Source organism: Polaribacter sp. YIW18 (assembly GCF_057219325.1).
This window is the reverse complement of the sequence record NZ_JBXVVE010000001.1, coordinates 212,853-236,775: the sequence shown is the minus strand read 5'-3', so window position 1 is coordinate 236,775 and position 23,923 is coordinate 212,853. Positions and strand designations below refer to the sequence as shown.

Annotated in this window: 20 protein-coding genes and 1 tRNA gene; 15 read left to right on the top strand and 6 right to left on the bottom strand. The window is 30.5% G+C overall.

Features of this window, described 5'->3' with window-relative positions:
* The first annotated feature begins 43 nt into the window (after positions 1-43).
* Positions 44-2,797: a PD-(D/E)XK nuclease family protein gene (locus tag AC2D6T_RS00910; RefSeq protein ID WP_484680150.1), complete on the top strand. Its 2,754-nt coding sequence runs from the start codon at positions 44-46 to the stop codon at positions 2,795-2,797.
* A gap of 261 nt (positions 2,798-3,058) precedes the next feature.
* Here the strand turns inward: AC2D6T_RS00910 and AC2D6T_RS00905 are convergent, their stop codons facing one another.
* Positions 3,059-3,850: a universal stress protein gene (locus AC2D6T_RS00905; RefSeq protein WP_347186832.1), complete on the bottom strand. Its 792-nt coding sequence runs from the start codon at positions 3,848-3,850 to the stop codon at positions 3,059-3,061.
* Between the two features lie 92 nt (positions 3,851-3,942).
* Here AC2D6T_RS00905 and AC2D6T_RS00900 point away from each other — a divergent pair, with 92 nt between their 5' ends.
* The 3 genes from AC2D6T_RS00900 (at position 3,943) to AC2D6T_RS00890 (ending at position 6,702) form a co-directional block, all read left to right on the top strand.
* Positions 3,943-5,277: an MATE family efflux transporter gene (locus AC2D6T_RS00900; protein ID WP_347186833.1), complete on the top strand. Its 1,335-nt coding sequence runs from the start codon at positions 3,943-3,945 to the stop codon at positions 5,275-5,277.
* Between the two features lie 95 nt (positions 5,278-5,372).
* Positions 5,373-6,140, top strand: coding sequence for an enoyl-CoA hydratase/isomerase family protein (locus AC2D6T_RS00895; RefSeq protein ID WP_484680149.1), 768 nt, complete (start codon positions 5,373-5,375; stop codon positions 6,138-6,140).
* Positions 6,141-6,144: 4 nt separating this feature from the next.
* Positions 6,145-6,702, top strand: coding sequence for an MOSC domain-containing protein (locus tag AC2D6T_RS00890; protein ID WP_484680148.1), 558 nt, complete (start codon positions 6,145-6,147; stop codon positions 6,700-6,702).
* Positions 6,703-6,779: 77 nt separating this feature from the next.
* On the opposite strand, the gene AC2D6T_RS00885 is transcribed toward AC2D6T_RS00890, so the two are convergent.
* Positions 6,780-7,922, bottom strand: coding sequence for a DNA polymerase III subunit (locus AC2D6T_RS00885; RefSeq protein WP_484680147.1), 1,143 nt, complete (start codon positions 7,920-7,922; stop codon positions 6,780-6,782).
* A gap of 65 nt (positions 7,923-7,987) precedes the next feature.
* Between AC2D6T_RS00885 and AC2D6T_RS00880 the strand changes: the two genes are divergently transcribed.
* The 3 genes from AC2D6T_RS00880 to AC2D6T_RS00870 all read left to right on the top strand — a co-directional run bounded on the left by AC2D6T_RS00880 (position 7,988) and on the right by AC2D6T_RS00870 (position 11,320).
* Entirely contained in the window at positions 7,988-8,758 is a 771-nt protein-coding gene (locus AC2D6T_RS00880) for a tryptophan-rich sensory protein (RefSeq protein WP_484680146.1), read from the top strand.
* A gap of 107 nt (positions 8,759-8,865) precedes the next feature.
* Positions 8,866-10,053, top strand: coding sequence for a phosphoglycerate kinase (locus AC2D6T_RS00875; RefSeq protein ID WP_484680145.1), 1,188 nt, complete (start codon positions 8,866-8,868; stop codon positions 10,051-10,053).
* Positions 10,054-10,279: 226 nt separating this feature from the next.
* Positions 10,280-11,320: an aldo/keto reductase gene (locus AC2D6T_RS00870; RefSeq protein ID WP_484680144.1), complete on the top strand. Its 1,041-nt coding sequence runs from the start codon at positions 10,280-10,282 to the stop codon at positions 11,318-11,320.
* A 200-nt stretch (positions 11,321-11,520) separates the two neighbouring features.
* Here AC2D6T_RS00870 and AC2D6T_RS00865 read toward each other — a convergent pair whose 3' ends face one another.
* Positions 11,521-13,206 carry a glutamine--tRNA ligase/YqeY domain fusion protein gene (locus tag AC2D6T_RS00865; protein WP_484680143.1) on the bottom strand — a complete coding sequence of 562 codons (1,686 nt, stop codon included), beginning with the start codon at positions 13,204-13,206 and terminating at the stop codon, positions 11,521-11,523.
* A 273-nt stretch (positions 13,207-13,479) separates the two neighbouring features.
* Here AC2D6T_RS00865 and AC2D6T_RS00860 point away from each other — a divergent pair, with 273 nt between their 5' ends.
* The 7 genes from AC2D6T_RS00860 to AC2D6T_RS00830 all read left to right on the top strand — a co-directional run bounded on the left by AC2D6T_RS00860 (position 13,480) and on the right by AC2D6T_RS00830 (position 19,725).
* A complete protein-coding gene (locus tag AC2D6T_RS00860; RefSeq protein ID WP_298946244.1) occupies positions 13,480-13,695 on the top strand; it encodes a zinc ribbon domain-containing protein in 216 nt (71 codons plus the stop codon).
* A gap of 139 nt (positions 13,696-13,834) precedes the next feature.
* The gene (locus AC2D6T_RS00855; RefSeq protein ID WP_298946242.1) at positions 13,835-14,248 is read left to right on the top strand and encodes a DUF2452 domain-containing protein; all 414 of its coding nucleotides are present in this window, start codon (positions 13,835-13,837) and stop codon (positions 14,246-14,248) included.
* 69 nt (positions 14,249-14,317) lie between these two features.
* Positions 14,318-14,674 carry a dihydroneopterin aldolase gene (folB, locus tag AC2D6T_RS00850; RefSeq protein WP_298946239.1) on the top strand — a complete coding sequence of 119 codons (357 nt, stop codon included), beginning with the start codon at positions 14,318-14,320 and terminating at the stop codon, positions 14,672-14,674.
* 120 nt (positions 14,675-14,794) lie between these two features.
* Positions 14,795-14,865 (top strand) — tRNA-Cys (locus tag AC2D6T_RS00845).
* 371 nt (positions 14,866-15,236) lie between these two features.
* Entirely contained in the window at positions 15,237-16,082 is an 846-nt protein-coding gene (locus tag AC2D6T_RS00840; RefSeq protein ID WP_484680142.1) for an MBL fold metallo-hydrolase, read from the top strand.
* Positions 16,083-16,095: 13 nt separating this feature from the next.
* Complete coding sequence (locus tag AC2D6T_RS00835; RefSeq protein WP_484680141.1) at positions 16,096-17,811, top strand: S8 family peptidase; 1,716 nt, start codon at positions 16,096-16,098, stop codon at positions 17,809-17,811.
* A gap of 69 nt (positions 17,812-17,880) precedes the next feature.
* On the top strand, positions 17,881-19,725 hold the full coding sequence (locus tag AC2D6T_RS00830; protein ID WP_484680140.1) for a M1 family metallopeptidase: 1,845 nt from the start codon (positions 17,881-17,883) through the stop codon (positions 19,723-19,725).
* Positions 19,726-19,792: 67 nt separating this feature from the next.
* Here the strand turns inward: AC2D6T_RS00830 and AC2D6T_RS00825 are convergent, their stop codons facing one another.
* The 3 genes from AC2D6T_RS00825 to AC2D6T_RS00815 all read right to left on the bottom strand — a co-directional run bounded on the left by AC2D6T_RS00825 (position 19,793) and on the right by AC2D6T_RS00815 (position 22,591).
* The gene (locus AC2D6T_RS00825) at positions 19,793-20,458 is read right to left on the bottom strand and encodes a LysE family translocator (RefSeq protein WP_484680139.1); all 666 of its coding nucleotides are present in this window, start codon (positions 20,456-20,458) and stop codon (positions 19,793-19,795) included.
* A gap of 21 nt (positions 20,459-20,479) precedes the next feature.
* On the bottom strand, positions 20,480-21,523 hold the full coding sequence (locus tag AC2D6T_RS00820) for an FAD-binding oxidoreductase (RefSeq protein WP_484680138.1): 1,044 nt from the start codon (positions 21,521-21,523) through the stop codon (positions 20,480-20,482).
* Positions 21,524-21,601: 78 nt separating this feature from the next.
* On the bottom strand, positions 21,602-22,591 hold the full coding sequence (locus AC2D6T_RS00815) for an aspartate-semialdehyde dehydrogenase (RefSeq protein ID WP_484680137.1): 990 nt from the start codon (positions 22,589-22,591) through the stop codon (positions 21,602-21,604).
* A 236-nt stretch (positions 22,592-22,827) separates the two neighbouring features.
* On the opposite strand from AC2D6T_RS00815, the gene trhO reads away from it, so the two are divergent.
* Entirely contained in the window at positions 22,828-23,859 is a 1,032-nt protein-coding gene (gene trhO, locus AC2D6T_RS00810; protein WP_484680136.1) for an oxygen-dependent tRNA uridine(34) hydroxylase TrhO, read from the top strand.
* The last annotated feature ends 64 nt before the right edge of the window (positions 23,860-23,923 follow it).

The following is a 23,923-nucleotide window of genomic DNA, read 5'->3' as shown; positions in this document are numbered from 1 at the left end:
AGTTTTTGTAATTTAGAAAATCCAATTCAATATAAAAAATTCTATGCAAACCTTTATTTCAGAAACTTTAGATGCTATTTTAAAAGAGACCAAGTCTTTTGATAATGTGGTTTTTATTTTACCATCTCAAAGAGCAAAGGTTTTTTTAAAACAAACTTTAAAAGATAAAATTTCGGTTGGGTTTTTACCAGAAACCTTAAATATAGAACAGTTTATTCAACAAGTTTCTGGTATAAAAAAAGCAGATAGCATTCAATTATTATTTCACTTTTATACCATTTATAAAAGTTTAGAAAAAGCACCAGATACTTTTGATACGTTTGCATCTTGGGCGTTTACTGTACTGCAAGATTTTAATGAAATAGACCAACATTTGGTAGATACAAAAGAAATATTTGTTTATTTAAGAGACCTACAAAGGTTAAAAAAATGGTCTGTAACAGGTACTTTTAAAGAAACAGAGTTCATGAAAGATCATTACTCTTTTTTAGAAAAGTTACATAATTTTTACGCACCTCTTTATCAGTTTTTACTCGAAAATAAGATTGGTTATCAAGGTTTAATGTATAGAGAAGCTTGCAATAATATAGACCAATTTCTTGAGGGAAACACCCATAAAAAGTATATTTTTATAGGTTTTAATGCTTTAAATAAAGCAGAAGAATTTTTGTTTCAAAAAGTGTTATCAACTGGAAATTCTGATATTTATTGGGATTTAGATGAAACGTTTTACAAAAACAATCACCAAGCAGGTACTTTTATTAGAAAGTATAAAAAAGAGTGGAAGTTTTATGAGAAAAACAGTTTAAAAAATCTGAGTAATCATTTTTCTTCAGATAAAAATATTCAAGTAATTGGTGCTTCTAAAAACACTACGCAAATAAAATATGCTGGCGAAATTTTAGAAACATTTTCAGATTTTAAAAATACAGCACTTATTTTATCCGATGAAACGTTGCTGCCAATTACCTTAAATTCTTTACCTAAAAACATCAATGCAATAAACATAACTATGGGATATCCTTTAAAAGATATCCCAACAACCAATTTGTTGTTTTCTATTTTTCAGCTGTTTATTTCACAAGAAAAGTTACAAAAAACAGCAGATAATCAGTTTTATTACAAAGATGTAATTCGTTTTTTAAAACATCAATCTATCTACAAACTGTTGTCTACAACTAACACTAATTTGGTTGATGATTTTACAGAAGAAATTGGTAAAGAAAACTATATTTTTATCACCAAAAATCAGCTTACAACTTTATTAGAATCTACAGAGGCATCCGTTAAAAATGTACTACTAGGCTTATTTAAAAAGTATACAACTATTCATAATTTTTTAGATAGAATTTTAAGTGTAATAGCACTTTTAAAAGAAGAAACTACAGACTTAGAAAAAGAATATTTATTCCGTTTTTATACAGCTTTTACACAATTAAAAACACTGCAAAGTGAGTTTAATTATTTTACAGATTTAAAAACATTGGCATTGTTTTTTAAACAGTTAATAGCCTCAGAAACCCTTTCTTTTCAAGGTGAACCCCTAAAAGGGTTGCAATTAATGGGGATGTTAGAAACCCGTGTTTTAGATTTCGAAAACATTATTTTAACCTCTACAAACGAAGGAATTTTACCAGCAAGTTCTCAGCAAAATTCTTTTATTCCCTTTGATGTTAAATTAGAATTTGGTTTGCCAACTTACAGAGAAAAAGACGCTATTTTTTCTTATCACTTTTTTAGGTTATTACAAAGAGCAAAAAATGTTTTTATACTCTATAACACAGAACATGATGTTTTTGGAAGTGGAGAAAAAAGCCGATTTGTAACCCAATTAGAAATGTTAAGGCCAGACATTGTGCATAAAACAATTGCACCCAAAGTAATTGCCAATAAAACCGAATTAAAACAAATTGGTAAAACAAAAACTACTTTACAAAGATTAAAAGAATTGGCAGCAAAAGGAATATCACCATCTGCTTTAACCAATTATTTGCACAATCCTGTAAGTTTTTACAAGCAAAAAATTTTAAAAATAAAAGAGTTTGATGATGTAGAAGAAACAGTTGCTTTTAATACCTTAGGTACTGTTGTACATGAAACTTTAGACGAATTATATACACCTTTTGTTGGTAAATTTTTGACGGTAGAAGCTATTTTAGCAATGCAAGAACAGGCAAAAGATTTAGTGGCAAAACACTTTAAAATACATTTTAAAAATGGAAATTTAACCACAGGCAAAAACCGTTTAATTTTTGAAGTCGCAAACCGATTTGTAACCAACTTTTTAAAGAAAGAAAAGGCCTTGTTGCAGCATAAAAATAATCAACTTAAAATTATTGCTACAGAAGAAAACTTATCTACAGAAATTAAAATTAATGGTTTAGAATACCCCGTAAAATTGCATGGACAAGTAGATAGAGTAGATGAGTTGAATGGTGTTTTAAGAATTATAGATTATAAAACAGGTATGGTTACTAGCAGTAATTTGCGTGTTCCAGAATTTGAGAATTTAAGAGACGAAAAACACTTAAAAGCTATCCAAGTTTTGTTGTATGCTTATTTATATACACAAAGTAAAAACTATAATTTTAACCAACCTTTAGAAGCAGGAATTTACTCTTTTAAAAACTTAAACAGTGGTTTTTTATCGGTAGATTTTGCATTGCCAAGAAGAAAAGCAGAAACCAATATTACATCAGAAAAATTAGAAGACTTTATAACTGAAATTAAAAGCTATATCTCAGAAATTTACAATTTAGAAATAGATTTTATTGAACCTGCTGATTTGAGGTATTAATTTACTTTTATTTAATCTTACTATCTTTATATTATGAAAGAAACTTAGGACCAAATTAATATTCAGTTTTCAAAGACTGATAAACAAACACCTTCAGTAAGAATAGTTTCTATTTTTCTTGTATTAGTTTTCGCTTTTATTCCTTTGGCAGAAATAGTAACAGGTTTTAAATATAATCAATCAAGTTATCAGTCAACAATTAAATTTTGTGCTTTTGATTATCCTTTTGAGCCTTTATCTTTTAAAGAAATAAAATAAAATCTACTTCCCTTTTAAAACCAATAAAGGAACTTTAGAGTTAAACTCCTCTTTTAAAATTGTATTTTTTTCCCAAAGCTTCTTAAAAAACCCTCTATTACGCCTAAACACACACAACATATCTGGATTATGCGTTTTAATATGTTCTAAAACCCCTTGAAAAGTAGTAGCATTTTCTGTAACTGTAAGTGTTGTTTTCAATGCTTCAATATCTTTGTGTAATACTAAATCTTCTTCAGTATATTCTGGAGTTTTTACGAGTAGTAAATTTATATTGGCTTTAAATTTATCAATTATAAATTGTAAAGGATTTAAAACAGTTTTACTTTTAATAATACCAGATTTAAAAGCCATTAATACACTTGTAACTGGACGATAAACATAGTTTTCTGGCACAGCTAAAACTGGCAAATTACTTTTTTTAACCAAACTACCAGCAGTATTTCCTAAAAATAAACCTTCTTTAATTGAGTTACTTTTAGCACCAACAATAATTAAATCAATGCCCAATTCCCTATCAATAGCATCTACACTATCTAAAACACTTCCTTTTGCAGAAATTAGTTTTATCTCTACATCTTTTTGATGACAAGCACTTACCATTGTTCTTAAGTATAAATTGGTTTCGCGCTCAATAATGGTATCAATATTTATAATTGTACCTGCTTTAGATTGTGCACTATAAGCCCTAAACACAAAAATCTTAGCTTTAATTTCACTTGCAAAATCAATGGCATATTGCAAGGTTTTTTGTGCGCTTTCTGTAGATCCAATAGGTACTAAAATATGTTTCATAATCGTTTATTTTTAGGTGCAAAGTTACTATTTTTTTAAATGAATAAAATTTTTTCTGTTTTTTGATGTGTACCTTTGTAAAAAAATAAAATTTGACAACAGATATCAGCCTAAAGCACATAAATAGATTGGCAATACCGGCTTTAATTGCAGGTATAGCAGAACCTATTTTATCTATTACAGATACTGCAATTATTGGTAATATTGATGAAAATGCAACCGAAAGTATAGCGGCTGTTGGTATTGTTGGCGCATTTATATCTATGTTGGTTTGGGTGTTTGGGCAAATTAGAAGTGCTATTTCTTCTATTGTATCTCAATATGTTGGGGCAAATAAATTAAACGAAGTAAAAAGCCTACCTGCACAAGCTATTGCTATAGTTGTTTTGGGTAGTGTATTGGTTTTACTAATTTCTTATCCTTTTTCTAAGCAGATTTTTCAATTTTATAATGCATCTGGTGTTATCTTAAACTATTGCATAGATTACTTTAACATAAGAATTTTCGGGTTTCCTTTTGCGCTTTTTGTGTTTGCCATTTTTGGTACGTTTAGAGGTTTGCAAAACACTTTTTATCCTATGATAATAGCTATAGTAGGAGCAAGTGTAAACATCGTTTTAGATATTATTTTGGTGTATGGTATAGAAGGTTTTATACCAGCAATGAATATAAAAGGAGCAGCCTATGCCAGTGTAATTGCACAAATTACAATGGCTATTATTTCTTTGGTTTTATTGATAAAAAAAACATCTATTTCTTTAAAATTGTCTTTTGATATTCATCCAGAAATACCAAGATTGTTAGGCATGATTGGTAATCTTTTTATAAGAACTATAGCCTTAAATGTGGCGCTTTATTTTGCCACTTCTTACGCAACAGGTTATGGTGCCGCCTATATTGCCGCCTATACTATTAGCTTAAATATATGGCTATTAGCTGCTTTTATGATAGATGGTTATGCTAGCGCAGGCAATATTTTATCTGGTAAATTATTAGGGGCAAATAATTACAAAGCACTTATTAGTTTAAGTAATAAACTATTTAAATATGGTGTAGTAACTGGCACAATTATGGCAGCAATAGGTTTTTTATTTTACAATTCAATAGGAAAAATATTTACCCAAGAACCAGCTGTTTTAGAGCAATTTTATACCATTTTTTGGATTGTTTTAATAACCCAACCTATAAATTCTATTACATTTATTTTTGATGGAATGTTTAAAGGAATGGGCGAAATGAAATATTTAAGAAACTTACTAATTTTAGCAACTGGCTTGGTTTTTTTACCAACATTATTAATTTTTGATTATTTAGATTACAAACTAATTGCCATTTGGATTGCTTTTACATTTTGGATTTTAGCAAGAGGATTGCCATTAGTTTTTAAATTTAGAAGCAAGTTTTTGCCATTAATAAATAATGATTAATGTTCCGATCAGTTCGAGTACTTTTCTTAGGTATGAAGAAAAATGTATCGAGAACTATTAAGAATTAAATCATATTTTTACAAAAAGATACGTTTATGACCACCTCAAGACAAAACGGAAGTTTATACACCAACATTCAAACTAATATTGCAACTATAGAGTTTGGGCATCCAGCTAGTAATTCTTTTCCAAGTGAACTGTTAGAAAGACTCACAAAAGAGTTATTTACTGTTGGTAATAATGATGATGTTGCTGTAATTGTTTTAAAATCGGAAGGTGAAAGAGCTTTTTGTGCTGGTGCTTCTTTTGATGAATTGGTAGCCATTTCTAATTTAGAAGAAGGCAAACAATTTTTTGCAGGTTTTGCAAACGTAATAAATGCCATAAGAACTTGTGGTAAATTGGTAATAGCAAGAATTCAAGGTAAAACAGTTGGTGGTGGAGTTGGGTTAGCAGCAGCTTGCGATTATGTTTTAGCAACAGAACATGCTGCTATAAAATTATCAGAATTTACCATTGGTATTGGTCCTTTTGTTATAGAACCTGCGGTTTCTAGAAAAATAGGTGTTGCTGGTACAGCAGAACTTACGTTAGATGCCACAAGTTGGAAAAATGCTTATTGGGCTAAAGAAAAAGGTTTGTACGCCAAAGTTTTTGAAACTTTAAAAGAATTAGATAAAGAAGTAGATTTACTTGCACAAAAATTAGCTTCTTACAATCCTGATGCTTTATCAGAAATGAAAAAAGCTTTGTGGGAAGGAACCGAAAATTGGAATACTTTATTGGCACAAAGAGCCGCAGTTTCTGGTGAGTTAGTACTGTCTGATTTTACAAAAAAAGCATTGACAAAATTTAAAAAATAGATTTTTGAAAATAATTTCAACAAATATTGGAGAACCCAAAGAAATAAACTGGAAAGGCAAAAAAGTAACTACAGGTATTTTTAAATTTCCAGTAAACAAACCTATTTTTTTAGATATAGAAGAAGTAAAAGGTGATGAGATTTCTGATAGAAAACATCATGGAGGCATATTACAAGCCATTTATGGTTATTCTTTAAAACACTACAGCTTTTTTAAACCAAATTATCCAGATTTAGATTGGCAAAATGGTATGTTTGGTGAGAATTTAACTATTGATGATTTAGACGAAACCAAAATTCATCAAGGAGATACTTTTAAAGTGGGTACTGCTATTTTAGAAGCTACAGTGCAAAGAAATCCCTGTTATAAATTAGGCATCCGTTTTAATAACATGAAAATTGTAAAACAATTTTGGAACACCACTTTTTGTGGTGTGTATTTTAAAGTCTTACAAACAGGGTTTGTAAAAGCTGGTGATGTTTTTGAACCAATAAAATCTTGGCCAGAAAACCCTACTATTGCAGATTTGTATGTTGCCAAACGTGTTGAGAAAAAGATATGATTTATGAGTTTGTCAGTTCGAGTAATTTTTGATGAAGTGAAAACGAAATCAAAAATTGTATCGAGAACTTTTTTAATCTAAACCTGCTCTTCTTTTTGATGTAAAAAACGCGTTAATTTCATAGAAAGATCTAATAAAATAATTTTTGCGTTTCCATTTCTTTCTATATGATACATAGCATCATTTAACTCCTTCTCGATATTTAAAATATTCCCAGCATGCACAAAAGGTGCAAATTTAGACAAATCGAAACCCGTTTTTGTTTCCATAAAGACCAACTGTTCAGATTTGTAATTTAACAACAATGCTTGTCTAAAAAACTGCAAACAATATTCTAAAAAACGTTTTTGAGTTTCACGTCCTGTTTTTGCAATGGTTTCTGACCAAGAAACTAGTTGTTGCACAACAGCAGCATTTCCTTTGGCCCTAAAAGCGGTTCTAATCCAAGCTATAAACCATTCTTCAAAAATCAAATCAGAAGAATCGTTGCGCACTAAATGAAGGGCTTTATTATAATTACCCTCTGCTTGATGTGCAATTTTTGCAGCCTCATTTTCAGCACAATTTTCTCTTTCCGTTAATGCTTTTGCAATATCTTGTTCTGCCAAAACAGGAAAATGTAATGCCTGACAACGCGACTTTATGGTGTTGATGATTTGCTCTTCATTTTCTGTAACTAAAATAAAAACTGTTTTATTTGGTGGCTCTTCAATTAGCTTTAAAAGTTTATTGGCAGCAGCAATATTCATTTTTTCTGCCATCCAAATAATCATCACTTTAAACCCACCTTCGTAAGACTTTAATTGTAGTTTTTTTACAATATCTTCTGCTTCATCTACACCAATATTACCTTGCTTATTTTCTACGCCAATATATTGTAGCCAATTAAACAAACTAGCATAAGGTTGTTCTGCAATAAAGTTACGCCAATCTTCTAAAAACAAATTACTTACAGGATGTTTTTTTACGTTGTCATTTGTTGTAACTGGAAAAGAAAAATGCAAATCTGGATGCTGTAATTTTTCGCATTTTAAGTTACAAACCTCTGTATTTTCAGAAAAGCTACACAACAAAAATTGTGCATAAGCAATTGCCATTGGTAAAGTACCGCTACCTTCTTTACCTACAAACAATTGTGCGTGTGGTATTCTGCCATTTTCGGCAGAAATTTTTAGATGGTTTTTTATATGTTCTTGACCTATAATTTGGTTGAAAAGCATGCACAAATATAAGTTTTTCCTAAACGTATTTCGAATTTTGTACTTTTAAATACTAATTTAACCATATGAAAAAAGTATATCAAATTGGAAATAGCATAGCATTTACAGCTACAGTTTTTGTAAATTACTTATCAAACACAGGCGCATTAAACCATACAACTATTGGTAAAATATCTAGAAATTTAAATTCTCTTTTTACACCAGCAGGTTACGCTTTTTCTATTTGGGGATTCATTTATTTATCCCTTTTAGGTTTTATAATGTATCAAGGTAGAAGTTTATTTGTCAAAGTTAAAAATGATGATTTTATATTAAAAATAGGCCCTTGGTTTATTGTTTCTTGTGTTGTAAATAGTGCTTGGGTTTTTGCTTGGATTTATGAATATACAGGGCTTTCTTGTGTTTTTATTTTCATGTTACTTTTTTCATTATTAAAAATTGTACTGGCAAATCAAATGCAATTAACAAAAGTTTCAAAAACAACATTATTATTTTTAGTGCTTCCTTTTGTTATATATAGTGGTTGGGTAGCTGTAGCAAGTATCGCCAATGTTTCTTCTTATTTAGTAAAAATAAATTGGAATGGTTTCGGTATACAACCTCAATTATGGACCATTATTATGATACTAATTGCAACCTGGCTAAATCTAAAAATGGTAAAAAATAGAAACCTTTTTGGGTTTGCATTGATAGGGGCTTGGGCACTAATTGCAATAGCAGTTGCCAACCAGTCAAAACCCTATTTGATAGATAAATTTGCTTATATGGGTGGAGCAATTTTAATTATTTATACAGTTTTCAGATATTTAAAAAATAGAAATTTAAAGAATGATTAATGCTATCAGCATTTAAAATTACGCAAACGTTATCTTAACTTTTAAGCATTGGGTTTTCTAAAACCTAAAGAAATCGGTATTTTTGTTAAAAATAGAAGAACCAAAAAATGAAAACACTAAAAGATTTTAATTTCGAAAATAAAAAAGCAATTATTCGTGTAGATTTTAATGTGCCTTTAAATGATAAATTTGAAGTAACAGATACTACTAGAATACAAGCTGCAAAATCTACAATAATTGATATTTTAGAACAAGGTGGAAGCTGTGTTTTAATGTCCCATTTAGGACGCCCAAAAGGCTTTGAAAAAGCATTTTCTTTAAAACACATTGTTAAATCTGTTGTAAACATTATTGGTTGCAATGTAAAATTTGTAGAAGATTGTATAGGTAGTAAAGTAGAAGAAGCCGTTGCTAGTTTAGAACCTGGTGAAATTTTATTATTAGAAAATCTTCGTTTTTATGAAGAAGAAAAAAAGGGTGACGTTGGGTTTGCAGAAAAATTATCTAAATTAGGAGACATTTATGTAAACGATGCTTTTGGTACAGCTCACAGAGCACATGCATCAACCACAATTATTGCACAATTTTTTCAAGAAAATAAGTGTTTTGGTAACTTATTAGCAAGAGAAATAGAAAGTATAGATAAGGTATTAAACAATTCAGAAAAACCCGTATTGGCCATTTTAGGAGGTGCAAAAGTATCATCTAAAATTACAGTTATCGAAAATATTTTAGACAAAGTAGACCATTTAATTATTGGTGGTGGTATGAGTTTTACTTTTATAAAAGCACAAGGTGGTAAAATTGGTAATTCTATTTGCGAAGATGATAAACAAGAATTAGCGTTAGATATTTTAAAGCAGGCAAAAGCAAAAGGAGTTCAAGTTCATATTCCTGTAGATGTAGTTGCTGCTGATGATTTTTCTAACGATGCAAATACGCAAGTTTGCGATATAAATGCAATTCCTGATGGATGGGAAGGTGTTGATGCTGGACCAAAATCAAGAGAAATTTTTGATGGAATTGTAAACAAATCTAAAACCATTTTATGGAATGGTCCTTTAGGTGTTTTTGAAATGGAATCTTTTGCTGCAGGTACAATTGCTTTAGGTCATTCTATAGACAATGCAACTAAAAATGGGGCTTTTTCATTAGTAGGTGGTGGCGATTCTGTGGCGGCCGTTAAACAATTTGGTTTTGCAGACAAAGTAAGCTATGTTTCTACAGGCGGTGGTGCTATGTTAGAAATGTTAGAAGGTAAAACTTTACCTGGTATAGAAGCGATTCAGAAATAATTATAATAGTTGATTTTGCTTAGTTTTTAAACCTAAATTGAAAACAAAACAATTAATAATTTTAACATTAAAATGAGCTTTTAAAAGTTCAATTATAACATATTCCTATAAGCGTATAATTTTTATAATTATACGCTTATTGTTTTTAAGAGCTATAAGTTATAGTTTTGTTTTTAACCTTTGAACATTTATACAAATAAACACTTACACGTTTACAAATTAAAATATGAAATACACACACTTACCAAATACCAATATAAAAGTTAGTAAGATCTGTTTAGGAACTATGACTTGGGGAAACCAAAACACACAAGAAGAAGCTTTTGAACAAATGGATTATGCCTTAGAACAAGGTGTAAACTTTTTTGATGTAGCAGAATTATATCCTGTTCCAGCAACTCCAGAAACCTACGCAGATACAGAACGTATTATTGGTAATTGGTTTGCAAAAACAGGCAACAGAGAAAAAGTAGTTTTAGCAACTAAAATTGCTGGTGGAGGAGACTACACAGCACACATAAGAAAAGGAGGAATTACAAAAGAAAACATTTTAGAAGCCATTGAAGGCAGTTTAAAACGCTTAAAAACAGATTATATAGATGTATACCAACTGCATTGGCCAAATAGAGGTGTAAACGTTTTTGGAACTAGAGACTTTATTACAGATAATGCCAAAAATAAGGCAGAAGATTTTGCTGGAATTATAGAAACTTTAAACGATTTAATAAAACAAGGAAAAATTAAAAGTTATGGTTTGTCTAACGAGACACCTTGGGGAATGATGAAATACATGGAAACTGCTAGAAACTTAAATTTAGCACAACCGGTAACTATCCAAAATGCCTATTCTTTAATTTTAAGAAAGTTTGAAACAGGTTCTTCTGAAGTTTGTTTAAGAGAAAATATTGGTTTGTTAGCTTATTCTCCATTAGCTCAAGGTGTTTTAACAGGTAAGTATTTAGATGGTGGCAGTCCAGAAGGTTCTAGAGGTAATCTTTTTCCAAGATTTATTGCACGTTATATGGGTGCAAATCCAGAAAATGCAGTAAAACAGTACAACGAAATTGCTAAGAAAAACGGACTAACATTAACAGAATTGTCGTTGGCATTTATCAATCAATTACCATTTGTAACAAGTAATATTATTGGCGCTACAAAAATGAGTCAATTAAAAGAAAACATCAATTCTATAGATATTGACTTATCTGATGAAATAATTAAAGAAATAAACGCAGTTCATAACACAAACCCTAATCCTGCGCCGTAATTAACTAGATTGATTTTCTACCCTGAATTTATAGCATAAAAAATCCGAAGTCAACAAACTTCGGATTTTTTTGTCATTCCCGCGAAGGCAGGTATCTATAATATACTATTTTACTCTATTTCAGAATCTACCAACTTAATAGAACTCGCAACAAACCTTCCACCTATAACTTTACCAGAGATTTCTCTATTCTAAAAAAATTATTTTCCTCCCCAAGAATCTCGCAATCCAACCGTTTTGTTAAATACTAAATTCTCACTTGTTGAGTCATCATCTACATTAAAATACCCTAAACGTTGAAATTGAAAACGCTCTCCAACCTTTGCAGATTGCAAACTTGGTTCTACAAAAGCATTGATAATTTCTAAAGAATTCGGATTTAAAAACTCTATAAAATCTTTGTCTTTATGGGCATCTGGTGCTTCATCTAAAAACAATCTATCATAAGCTCTTACTGTTGCTTTTACAGCGTGTTTTACAGAAACCCAATGCAAAGTACCTTTTACTTTTCGTTTGCTTTCTTCTGTGCCACTGCCAGATTTTGTTAACGGATCATACGTACATTGTATTTCTGTAATATTTCCATCAGCATCTTTAGTACAGCTATTGGCAGTAATAAAATACGCGTTTTTTAAACGCACTTCTTTCCCTAATTTTAAACGGAAAAACTTCTTATTTGCTTGCTCTCTAAAATCTTCTCGTTCTATATAAATTTCTCTAGAAAAAGGCACTTCTCTGCTGCCAAAACCCTCTTCATAATCGTTATAACTAGCATCTAAAAGCTCTGTTTTATCTTCTGGATAATTGGTAATTACCACCTTTACAGGGTCTAAAACAGCCATTACTCTTGGTGCATTTTTATTTAAATCTTCACGAATTTTAAATTCTAAAAGAGCCACATCAATTACATTTTCACGTTTAGAAACTCCAACAGTTTCTACAAAACTTCTAATAGATCCAGGCGTGTAACCACGTCTACGTAAACCAGAAATAGTAGGCATTCTTGGGTCATCCCAACCAGAAACAATATTTTTTTCAACCAAAGTTAGCAACTTACGTTTACTCATTATGGTATAACTCAAATTCAAACGAGAAAACTCGCGTTGTTTTGGTGGTAAAGGAAAATTAGATGAACTGTATTCATACACATGATCTCTAAACCAATTATACAATTCTCTATGAGGTTTAAACTCTAAAGAACACAAAGAATGCGATATTTGCTCAATATAATCACTCTCACCATGTGTCCAATCGTACATTGGGTAAATACACCAATCATCACCAGTTCTATGATGCGTTTTGTACATAATTCTGTACATCAAAGGATCACGCATTAACATATTTGGCGAACTCATATCAATCTTTGCACGCAAAGTATGCTCACCTTCATTAAACTTACCATTTTTCATTTCTTGAAATAACTCCAAGTTTTCTGCTACAGATCTATCTCTAAAAGGGCTGTTGGTTCCAGCCTCAGTAGGGGTTCCTTTTTGCACACGCATCTCTTCAGACGTTTGGCTATCTACATACGCTTTTCCATCTTTAATCAATAAAATTGCCCAATCATACAATTGCTGAAAATAGTCGGAAGAATAACACTCTTCTGCCCAATTGTAACCCAACCAAGCAATATCATTCTTAATTGCATCTACATATTCTTGCTCCTCTTTTGCAGGGTTTGTATCATCAAAACGTAAATTTACAGGCGCATTATATTTTTGTCCTAAACCAAAACTAATGCCAATTGCTTTGGTGTGCCCAATGTGCAAATATCCATTTGGTTCTGGTGGAAAACGAAAACGTAAGTTTTCTTTTGGCATTCCATTTGCCAAATCCTCCTCTATAATATGCTCTATAAAATTGAGCGACTTTTTATCTTCAGACATATTGTAAATAAATTGAAATGCAAAATTACATAATAATAATTGTTTTTTGGGCGTTTAAACGGGCTTTCCATTATATCTTTTTATGCAGAATTTATTTTATCAGTTTGCTTTTTAAATACTTATTTTTTGCTATTTAATAGCTGCTGAATTAAGTTTAGCATAAAAAGGATGCCATTGCAATCCCTAACGCAGCTAGTCTATAAAAGTTAGTTTTTCTTCTTAAATTGTAACAAAATCAAAAAATAATTACTAATTAGTGAAACAAACAAAAGTATGAGCAATCAAATTAGAAACTACACCTGCCCAAAATGCCAGTCAAAACACTATAAATTAGGTCAAATGCGTGCAACAGGTGGTACATTATCAAAAATTTTCGATATCCAAAACCAAAAATTTACAAGCGTAACTTGTGAGCGCTGTACATATACCGAGTTTTACAAAACCAAAACAAGTGCAATAAGCAACGTGTTCGACTTTTTTACGAATTAATTCCTATTTTCATTTATTATTGATAGTTTATCTTTTCATTCGTTTATAAACTCTATTTTGTGAAGAGCTCTTAAATATTACCCGTTAAAATTTTAACAAAATAATATTCCTAACTATTTAATATTGTATTTTTGCAATAATGAAAAAAGACGATGCAAAAAAACCAGATTTGGTTGTTTTTAATGAAGAAACAAAGCAGTATGACGCTGCTTTAAAACCTTATGGTACTTCTGCAAGTTCGCCAGTAATTAAACCGTTAAATACAGCAAGTTGGAAAAACGATGGTATACAACGTGTAAACAAACAACTAAAATCTAAATTTGACGAGGTTAAAAAAGAATACGAAGCTTTAATGCAAAAGTTTGAGTATAATGATTTAATTTACAATGCAAAATTTAGTTTCGAGCCAGTTTTTGGTGAAAACTATCATTTATACCATAACAAAAACAAAGAACCTTTTTTATCTATTATTGCACCAGAACAATGTAATTTTGAGTATTTAGGCACATTCAGACTAAATACAGACAAAATGTGGGAAAAAGTAGATAAATAATTACAAGATTTCACAGGTTTAAGTACTAAAATTAATACAGGACAAGTACCAGTGTCTAAAAATATCAAAATGGGAACTATACAAGTAAATAACATTAAACTCTATGCATACCATGGTTGTTTAGATGAAGAAGCCAAAATAGGATCAGAATACAGAGTAGATGTTACAGTAAAAGCAGACTTAAAAAAATCTGCTAAAACAGATAATTTAGCAGACACAGTAGATTATGTTCATTTAAATCATATTGTAAAAGAAGAAATGGCCATTCGTTCTAAGTTATTAGAAGAAGTTGCACAACGTATTTTAAATCGTTTTTTTAAAGAAATTAAAATGCTTAGAAAAGCAACGGTTTCAGTAGCAAAAATAAATCCGCCAATAGGTGGTAATGTAGAAGAAGTTGCTGTAATTCTTACAAAAAAGAGATAAGCAAAATAAAATCTTGTAAAATTTATAAATTTACGTAAATTTGCAATCCTAAATTAAGATTCTTGTTTTTACAAGAATGACTGTTTTAGGAATCGAAGTAAAATCTTCGAGCAATTTTAAGGTGTCTTGGCCGAGTGGCTAGGCAATGGTTTGCAAAACCATGTACAGCGGTTCGAATCCGCTAGACACCTCAAAAAAACCTCAATACGCTAATATTAGGCGAGTTGAGGTTTTATTGTTTTTGAATTTGAATGATTATTATGAGGTTAGAAGTTTTAAGCTTATTTTTTGTAAAAATTAGTTAAAAAGTAATGTTGTTTTAGGATTGGCAATTCATAAAAAATTTAGAAAAGTTGCAAAGTATTTAAAAACCGTAAAAATTTCTAAAACTGCTACAAATAAAGTAGAAAATCCAAGTTATACTTCTTAAGAATTAGATTTTTCTTAACAGAAAATAACACTTTTTTTTTCATATTTGTAAACCAGTTTATTTGGTTTACTATTTATAAATCATTAAATTATTTGTATCAAATTATTTTAATGATTTTTTTAATTTAGAAGTATGAAAATTTACCCAATAGAAACAGGTAATTTTAAGTTAGATGGTGGTGCAATGTTTGGGGTTGTTCCTAAAACCATTTGGCAAAAAACAAATCCTGCAGATGCCAATAACTTAATAGAAATGAGCATGCGTTGTATGCTTATAGAAGATGGCAACCGTTTAATTTTAATAGATACAGGTTTAGGGAATAAACAATCTGATAAATTTTTTGGGTATTATTATTTATTTGGAGATTTTTCTTTAGATACTTCATTGGCAAAATTTGGTTTTCATCGAGATGATATTACAGATGTATTTTTAACCCATTTACATTTTGATCATTGTGGAGGTGTAATTGAATGGAATGTCAATAAAACACTTTTACAGCCTGCATTTAAAAATGCAAAAGTTTGGTCTAATGATAAACACTGGAAATGGGCCACAGAACCCAATCCAAGAGAAAAAGCATCCTTTTTAAAAGAAAATATCAACCCAATAAAAGAAAATGATCAGTTAGAGTTTATCCATAGAAATGCCATAGATCAAATTGGTTTTGATGTTTTATTTATGGATGGACATACAGAAAAACAAATGTTGCCAAAATTAACCTATCAAGATAAAACACTTATTTTTATGGCAGATTTATTACCCACTGTTGGGCATATTCCACTGCCTTATGTAATGGGCTATGATACAAGACCTTTATTAACTATTAAAGAAAAAGCCGCTTTTTTAAACGAAGCTGCAGACAATAATTATTACCTTTTTTTAGAACACGATGCACATCACGAAATTTGCACAGTAAAACATACAGAAAAAGGAGTAAGATTAGATCAAACATTCAAATTTACAGACATATTTAATTAAGACAAAGAGAGAAATGAACGTATTAAAACCAGTAATGTATACAGCTGTAGCAGGCCTATTGTTTGCAAGTTGTAAATCATCAATCAACACAATTCCAGTACCAAAAGGTACAGATACCGTAATAAATATTCCTGCAAAAAAAGGAACTTTAACAGAAGACCAGTTGCAAACTTGGAGCCATATGGACGTAGAAACAGACTCTATACCTGGTATGAGTTTAGACAAAGCTTATCAATTTTTAGAAGGTAAAAAAGGTACCACAGTAATTGTTGCCATTGCAGATTCTGGTACAGATATAGAACATGAAGATTTAAAAGATGTTGTTTGGACCAACCCAAAAGAAATAGCTGGTAATAATATAGATGATGATAAAAACGGTTATGCAGATGATATACATGGATGGAATTTTCTAGGAAGCAAAGATGGTACCATTGTAAATGCAGACCAATTAGAAATTACTAGAATTGTAAAAAGAGGCATGGAAAATTTTGGTGATAAAAAAGCATCAGAAATTTCTGAAAAAGATAAAGAAACCTATCAACAATATTTAAAATTAAAAGAAACTTTTGAAGCTAGGGCTGCAGAAAAAAAGACAGAAATAGAAAACTTAAAGAAAACAGCTGAAAGAATAAATCAAATAGAAAGCAATTTTAAGGATGTTAAAAAACTAGCAGGTACAAATAATTTAACGGTAGATGTTTTAAAAACCTTAAAACCATCAGACGATCTTATGGCTGCAAAAATTGCAGACGTTACAGGTCTTTTACAAAGAGGAATGACAGAAAAAGGCTTGTTAGATTATAAAAAACAATTAGCAGATTATTTAAAAACCCAAGATGGCGCAAAAAGTTACGATTTAGATTTTAACGCTCGCCAATCTTTACCAGACAATTTATATGATATTAATGATAAATTTTACGGAAATAATAACGTAATTGGTTCTAAAGATTTAGAAAGTCACGGTACACATGTATCTGGTATTGTTGCAGCAACAAGAAACAATGGCAAAGGTGTAAATGGTGTAGCAACAAATGTAAAAATTATGCCTGTTAGGGTTGTGCCAGATGGCGATGAGCATGATAAAGATGTAGCTTTAGGAATTAGATATGCCGTAGATAATGGCGCAAAAGTAATCAATACAAGTTTTGGTAAAGCTTACTCACCCAATAAAGAATGGGTTTATGATGCTATAAAATACGCAGCAAAAAATGATGTTTTAATTGTAAATGCAGCTGGTAATGATGGTAAAAATATAGATGTAGATAAAACCTATCCAAACGATTCTAAAGATTTATTAAACGAAATTACTGACAATGTTTTAACTGTGGGAGCAATGAGTTTACATTACGACGAAAAATTACCCGCAAGTTTTTCTAATTATGGCAAAATAAATGTAGATGTTTTTGCACCTGGTGTAGAGGTGTACTCTACAATGCCAAAAGATGAATATGCGCCAAATAGTGGTACTTCTATGGCTGCACCTTCTGCAGCAGGTGTTGCAGCTTTGGTTCGTTCTTATTATCCACAATTATCTGCAAGTCAGGTAAAACATATTTTAATGAACTCTGGTTTAAAAATTAATTTCGATGTTATCAAACCAGGTTCTCAATCTAGAGAAAACCCAACGGGTATAAAAGTTCCCTTTTCAGATTTATCTGTTTCAGGTAGAGTTGTAAATGCTTATAATGCTTTACTTATGGCAGATAGAATTTTGAACTCAAAAAAATAAATACTTAAAAAACAACGATTTAATTATCGTTGTTTTTTATTTTTATCACAAATTAAATCAATCTTATTCATGAAAAAATTAGTTCTTTTAGGTAGTCTTATATTGTTTTTTGCAGCTTGTGCACTAACCAAAGAAGTACATACCGTAACAAATAAAACAGTACCCAAATTTACAACCTACTGGCAACAGCATATAGATTATGCTATGGATATTGATGTAGATGCAGAAAAACATCAATACAAAGGAATCCAAAAAGTAGTGTACACCAATAATTCTCCAGACGAATTAGATAAGGTGTATTATCATTTATATTTTAATGCCTTTCAACCTGGCTCTCAAATGGATGTAAGATCTTTAAATATTAAAGATCCAGATAGCAGAGTAAAAGATAGAATTAGCAAATTAAAACCAGAAGAAATTGGGTACATTAAAGTAAATTCTTTAAAACAAAATGGGGCTGCAGTTTCTTTTGAAACCGTAGGTACAATTTTAGAAGTAACGTTAAATAAACCTATAAAATCTGGCGAAAGTGTAACTTTTGATATGATTTTTGATGCACAAGTACCTTTACAAATTCGTAGATCTGGTAGAGATAGTAAAGAAGATATTGCACTTTCTATGGCTCAATGGTATCCTAAAATGGCAGAATACGATTTTGAAGGATGGCACACACCACCTTACATAGCTAGAGAATTTCATGGAGTTTGGGGTAATTTTGATGTAAAAATTTCTATTGATAGAAATTATATTGTTGGTGGTACAGGTTATTTACAAAATCCACAAGAAATTGGGCACGGTTATCAAGATAAAAGCAAGCCATTAAATGTACCTAATACAGATAAACTTACTTGGCATTTTAAAGCACCCAATGTGCACGATTTTATGTGGGCTGCAGATCCAGAATACAAACACGACATTTATACCATGAAAAATGGTATTGATTTACACTTTTTGTACAAGAAAAACTTAGAGGAAAAATATTTAAAAAACTGGAAAGATTTACAACCAAAAACAGCAGAATTGATGCATTATTTTTCTAAAAATGTTGGTCAATATCCTTACAAACAATACTCTGTAATACAAGGTGGAGATGGTGGTATGGAGTATGCAATGTCTACATTAATTACAGGAAAAAGAAATTTTGGTAGTTTATTTGGGGTTACAGCGCACGAAATGGCGCACACTTGGTTTCAGTTTTTGTTAGCAACTAATGAAAGTAAACATTCTTGGATGGATGAAGGTTTTACAAGTTATATTTCTGCTAAAGCATCTGCAGCAATAGTAAATAAAGGCGATAAAAACCCAAATGCTGGACCCTACAGAGGATACAATTACATGGTAAACTCTGGAACTGAAGAGGTGTTAACAACACATTCTGATAGATTTAATACAAACAGAGGCTATAGTTTTGCAGCTTACGGAAAAGGAAGCATGTTTTTAGCTCAATTAGAATATATTATTGGAGCAGAAAATACAGCAAAAGGGCTTAAAAAATATTTTGTAGATTTTAGTTTTAAACATCCAACACCAAATGATGTAAAACGTTCTATGGAAAAGATTTCTGGGATTCATTTAGATTGGTATTTAAACGAATGGACACAAACTTTACACACCATAGATTATGGAATCAAGTCTGTTGATGATAAAATAATAACTTTAGAAAGAATTGGGCAAATGCCAATGCCAATAGATTTAGAGGTTACGTATACAGATGGTTCTAAAGAGAATTTCAATATTCCTTTAAGAATGATGAGAGGACACAAACCAACTTCTGCAACCATTATTAAAGATTGGGGTTGGGCATATCCAACCTATACTTTTACAACTTCTAAAACAGTAAAAGCAGTAGAAATTGATAAAAGTAAATTAATGGCAGATGTTAATTTAGATAACAACGTATTTGGTAAAAATTAGCAACTTAATTATAGATACAAAAAAAAGCGAAGTTACTAAACTTCGCTTTTTTTATTTCTTAAAAAGTTTAATGAATAAACTCCTCTAATCTTTCATTAGGTATAAAGCCTTTAAGCATTAATAAAAAACCAAAAACAATTAAAATAACACCCATTATTTTTTTTACTTTATAAATTACAAAAGGAGTCATTTTATTTTTTAATTGCTTTGCAAGTATAATTTTTACAATGTCTGTTGTAAAATATCCAAGTATAATGACGCCAAAATATGAAAAAATAGCATTTTGATTCATGTTTAAAGTCGGCCCAATTACTAAAATTGTGCCTAGCCAAAATGCCAAAACTCCAATATTTATAAAGTTTAAAAAAAAGCCTTTAAAAAAAAGTTTTAAATAGTTGTTTCTTATAGGGACGTTTACAATTTTAGAAGTTTCTATAGCTTCCTTTTTGTTAGATTTATCTAGGTAAGTAATTAATCCGTAAATAATTAAAGCCAACCCACCTAAAAAAAATAACCTAGAATCGTCTTTTATTTTTTCTAATAAAGACCTACTTCCATAATAAGCAATTAAAATAAAAGAAATATCGCCTAAAATAACACCTATATCAAAAGCAATTGCAGCTCTTGCACCTTTTAAAATGCTGGTTTGTATCAGCATAAAAAAAACAGGTCCTATCATAAAAGCCATGAAAAAACCTATTAGAAAAGCATTTTTAAAGTCGTAAAAATCCATATTTAACAAAAATACGGAATTTTACACATCATCAAAATCAATTTTTAATTTAGCAGTGGTTGGATGTGCTTGACAAGTTAACACGAAACCATCTTTAACTTCGCCATCAGTTAAAATAGAATTCTTAGTCATTACTGCATTACCTTCTGTAACCTTAGCTAAACAAGAACTACAAACTCCGCCTTGACAAGAGTAAGGTGGGTCTAATTCGTTTCGTAAACTTGCTGCCAAAACATTGTCTGTTTGAGACATAGTAAAGGTAGTTTCTTCATCATCTAACATGACAGTTATTTCTGTAGTACCTTCTTTAATTTCAGAAACTGCGTTTTCATCTTCTGTAACTGTAAATAATTCAAAATGAATATTTTCATCAGAAAAACCAGCTTCTTTTAAAGTATTAGAAACTGTTTGTATCATTTCTTCTGGACCACATAAAAAAGCAGCATCAAAAGCAATGTCTTTGTATTTATTTTTGATAAAAAAGTTGGTAAAAGCAGTGTCTATTCTACCAAATAACATGTTTTCTTGACGTTCTCTACTACAAACAAATTCTAAATTAAAGTTATCGTATTTAGTATCTAAAGCCAATAATTCATCATAAAAAATAGTATCTGCAATAGATTTATTACCATATACCAATGTAAAAGTAGCTGTTGGTTGGTTTTCTAAAACCGTTTTTACCATAGATAAAATAGGTGTAATACCAGAACCAGCTGCAAAAGCAATATAGTTTTTGTTGGCTTCTGGTTTTAGTTGAAATCTACCTTCTGGAGCAGAAATTTCTATAGCATCTCCTACTTTTAAATTAGAAGTTGCATAAACAGAAAATGTTCCGTTTTCTACAGCTTTTACAGCTACTCTAATTTCGCCACTTTGTGGTGTAGAACAAATAGAGTAAGCTCTTCTAATTTCTTGGTTATTAATTTTTGTTTGTAGAGTTATGTATTGACCTGCAGTAAAATTAAAATCTGATTTTAGATTTTCAGGAATGTTAAAAACAACAGAAACCGCATTTGCGGTTTCTGTTTTTATTTCTTGTATGGTTACGTTTTGAAATGTTGCCATTTTATATTTTTTGTTTTTGTAAATTTTTAGATTTCTCGGCTTTATTGCAATTTCTAAACTGGAGAGAAATCTTAAAAATTAAACTAAATTTTTCTCAATTAAATACTCTGCAATTTGCACAGTATTTGTTGCAGCACCTTTTCTAAGGTTGTCAGCAACTATCCACAAATTTAAGGTATTTTCTTGAGACTCGTCACGTCTAATTCGCCCTACAAACACCTCATCTTTATTGTGAGCATTTACAGGCATAGGGTACACGTTATTTGCTAAATCATCTTCTACAATAACTCCAGAAGTTTCATTTAAAATCTGACGTACTTTGGCCAGATCAAAATCATTTTCGAACTGTACATTTACAGCTTCAGAATGCCCGCCAGCTGTAGGAATACGAACTGCAGTTGCGGTTACCGAAAAAGAATCGTCGCGTAAAATTTTCTTTGGTTCTTTTACCAATTTCATTTCTTCTTTGGTGTAGCCATTTTCTAAGAAAATATCGCAATGTGGTAAAGCGTTTCTACCAATTTTATGTGGATAAGCCATTTCGCCATCAATACCAGCTTCTTCATTATCTAATTGTTGTACTGCTTTTACACCAGTTCCAGAAACAGATTGATAGGTAGAAATTACCACACGTTTCATTTTGTATTTTGAATGTAAAGGCGCTAAAGCCATTACTAACTGAATCGTAGAGCAATTTGGATTTGCAATAATTTTATCCTCGGCAGTTAAAACATCTCCATTAATTTCTGGCACTACCAATTTTTTGGTTGGATCCATTCTCCAAGCAGAAGAATTATCTATAACAGTGGTACCTACTGCTGCAAATTTTGGGGCCCATTCTAAAGAAGTATCTCCACCAGCAGAAAATAATGCCACATCTGGTTGCATTTTTACTGCATCTTCTAAGGTAACAACAGTATAGTTGTTTCCTTTATAAGATAATTTTTTACCTGCAGATCTTTCTGAAGCTACAGGAATTAATTCTGTAATTGGTAAATTACGTTCTTCTAAAACTTTTAACATTACTGTGCCAACCATTCCAGTTGCGCCAACTACTGCTATTTTCATCAGTTTAAATTTTTTTATTGATGTTGCAAAGATGCTAACAAAATTAATGCTAACCTTTTTTTTATTAAATATTTACCAAAATAATTTGTAATGTTTAAATTTTAACAAATTGATATAATTTATAAATTAAAAACCTTTTTTAGAGGTTGAATCTGGTTTCTAATATTTAACTACATTTGCAAAAATTATTTATTCATAACAACCTGAATCTAGTTCAGCTTAAAAAAAGGTATAGCATGCAACTGTACAATAAATTAAGCGCAAAAGAACGCGCTGCATTAATAGATAAGGCTGGTAAAGACCGTCTTACAATTTCTTTTTATCAATACCATAAGATAGAAAACCCACAATTATTACGAGATAAACTTTTTCTAGAATGGAATGCTTTAGATGTCTTAGGTAGAATTTATGTTTCTTACGAGGGTATTAATGCGCAACTATCCGTTCCATCAGAAAATATGCTTGCGTTAAAAAAGCAATTAGACAACATTGCTTTTTTAAAAAATATTCGTTTAAATATTGCTGTAGAGCAAGATAACAAGTCGTTTTTAAAACTTAAAGTAAAAGTTAGAAACAAAATTGTGGCAGATGGTTTAAATGATGATACGTTTAATGTAACCAATAAAGGAGTACATTTAAACGCAAAAGAGTTTAACGAAATGTTGGCAAATCCTGATACTGTTTGTGTAGATATGCGCAATCATTATGAGAGTGAAATTGGGCATTTTGATGGAGCTATAACTCCAGATGTAGATACTTTTAGAGATTCTTTAGATATTATAGAAGAAGATTTAAAAGACAACAAAGAAGATAAAAATTTATTGATGTATTGTACTGGCGGAATTCGTTGCGAAAAAGCCTCTGCATACTACAAACATAAAGGCTTTAAAAATGTGTTTCAGTTAGAAGGTGGTATTATAGAATACACACGCCAAGTAAATGCACAAGGCATAGAAAATAAATTTATTGGTAAAAATTTTGTATTTGATCATAGAAGAGCAGAAAAAATTACAGACGATATAATTTCCAATTGTCATCAGTGCGGAAAACCCTGTGATACACATACCAATTGTGCTAATGAAGCCTGTCATTTATTATTTATACAGTGTGATGAATGCTCAGAAAAAATGGAAAATACTTGCTCTACAGATTGCCAAGAAATTATTCTTTTACCTTTTGAAGAGCAAAAACAGCTCAGAAAAGGGAAAGGAAATAGCAATAAAATTTTTAAAAAAGGTAGAAGTGAAGTCCTAAAGTTCAAGAAGTAATTTTATGAGACCTCATTTTTGAGGTCTTTTTTTTATCAAAAAATTAAATTTTATGGGTCAATCA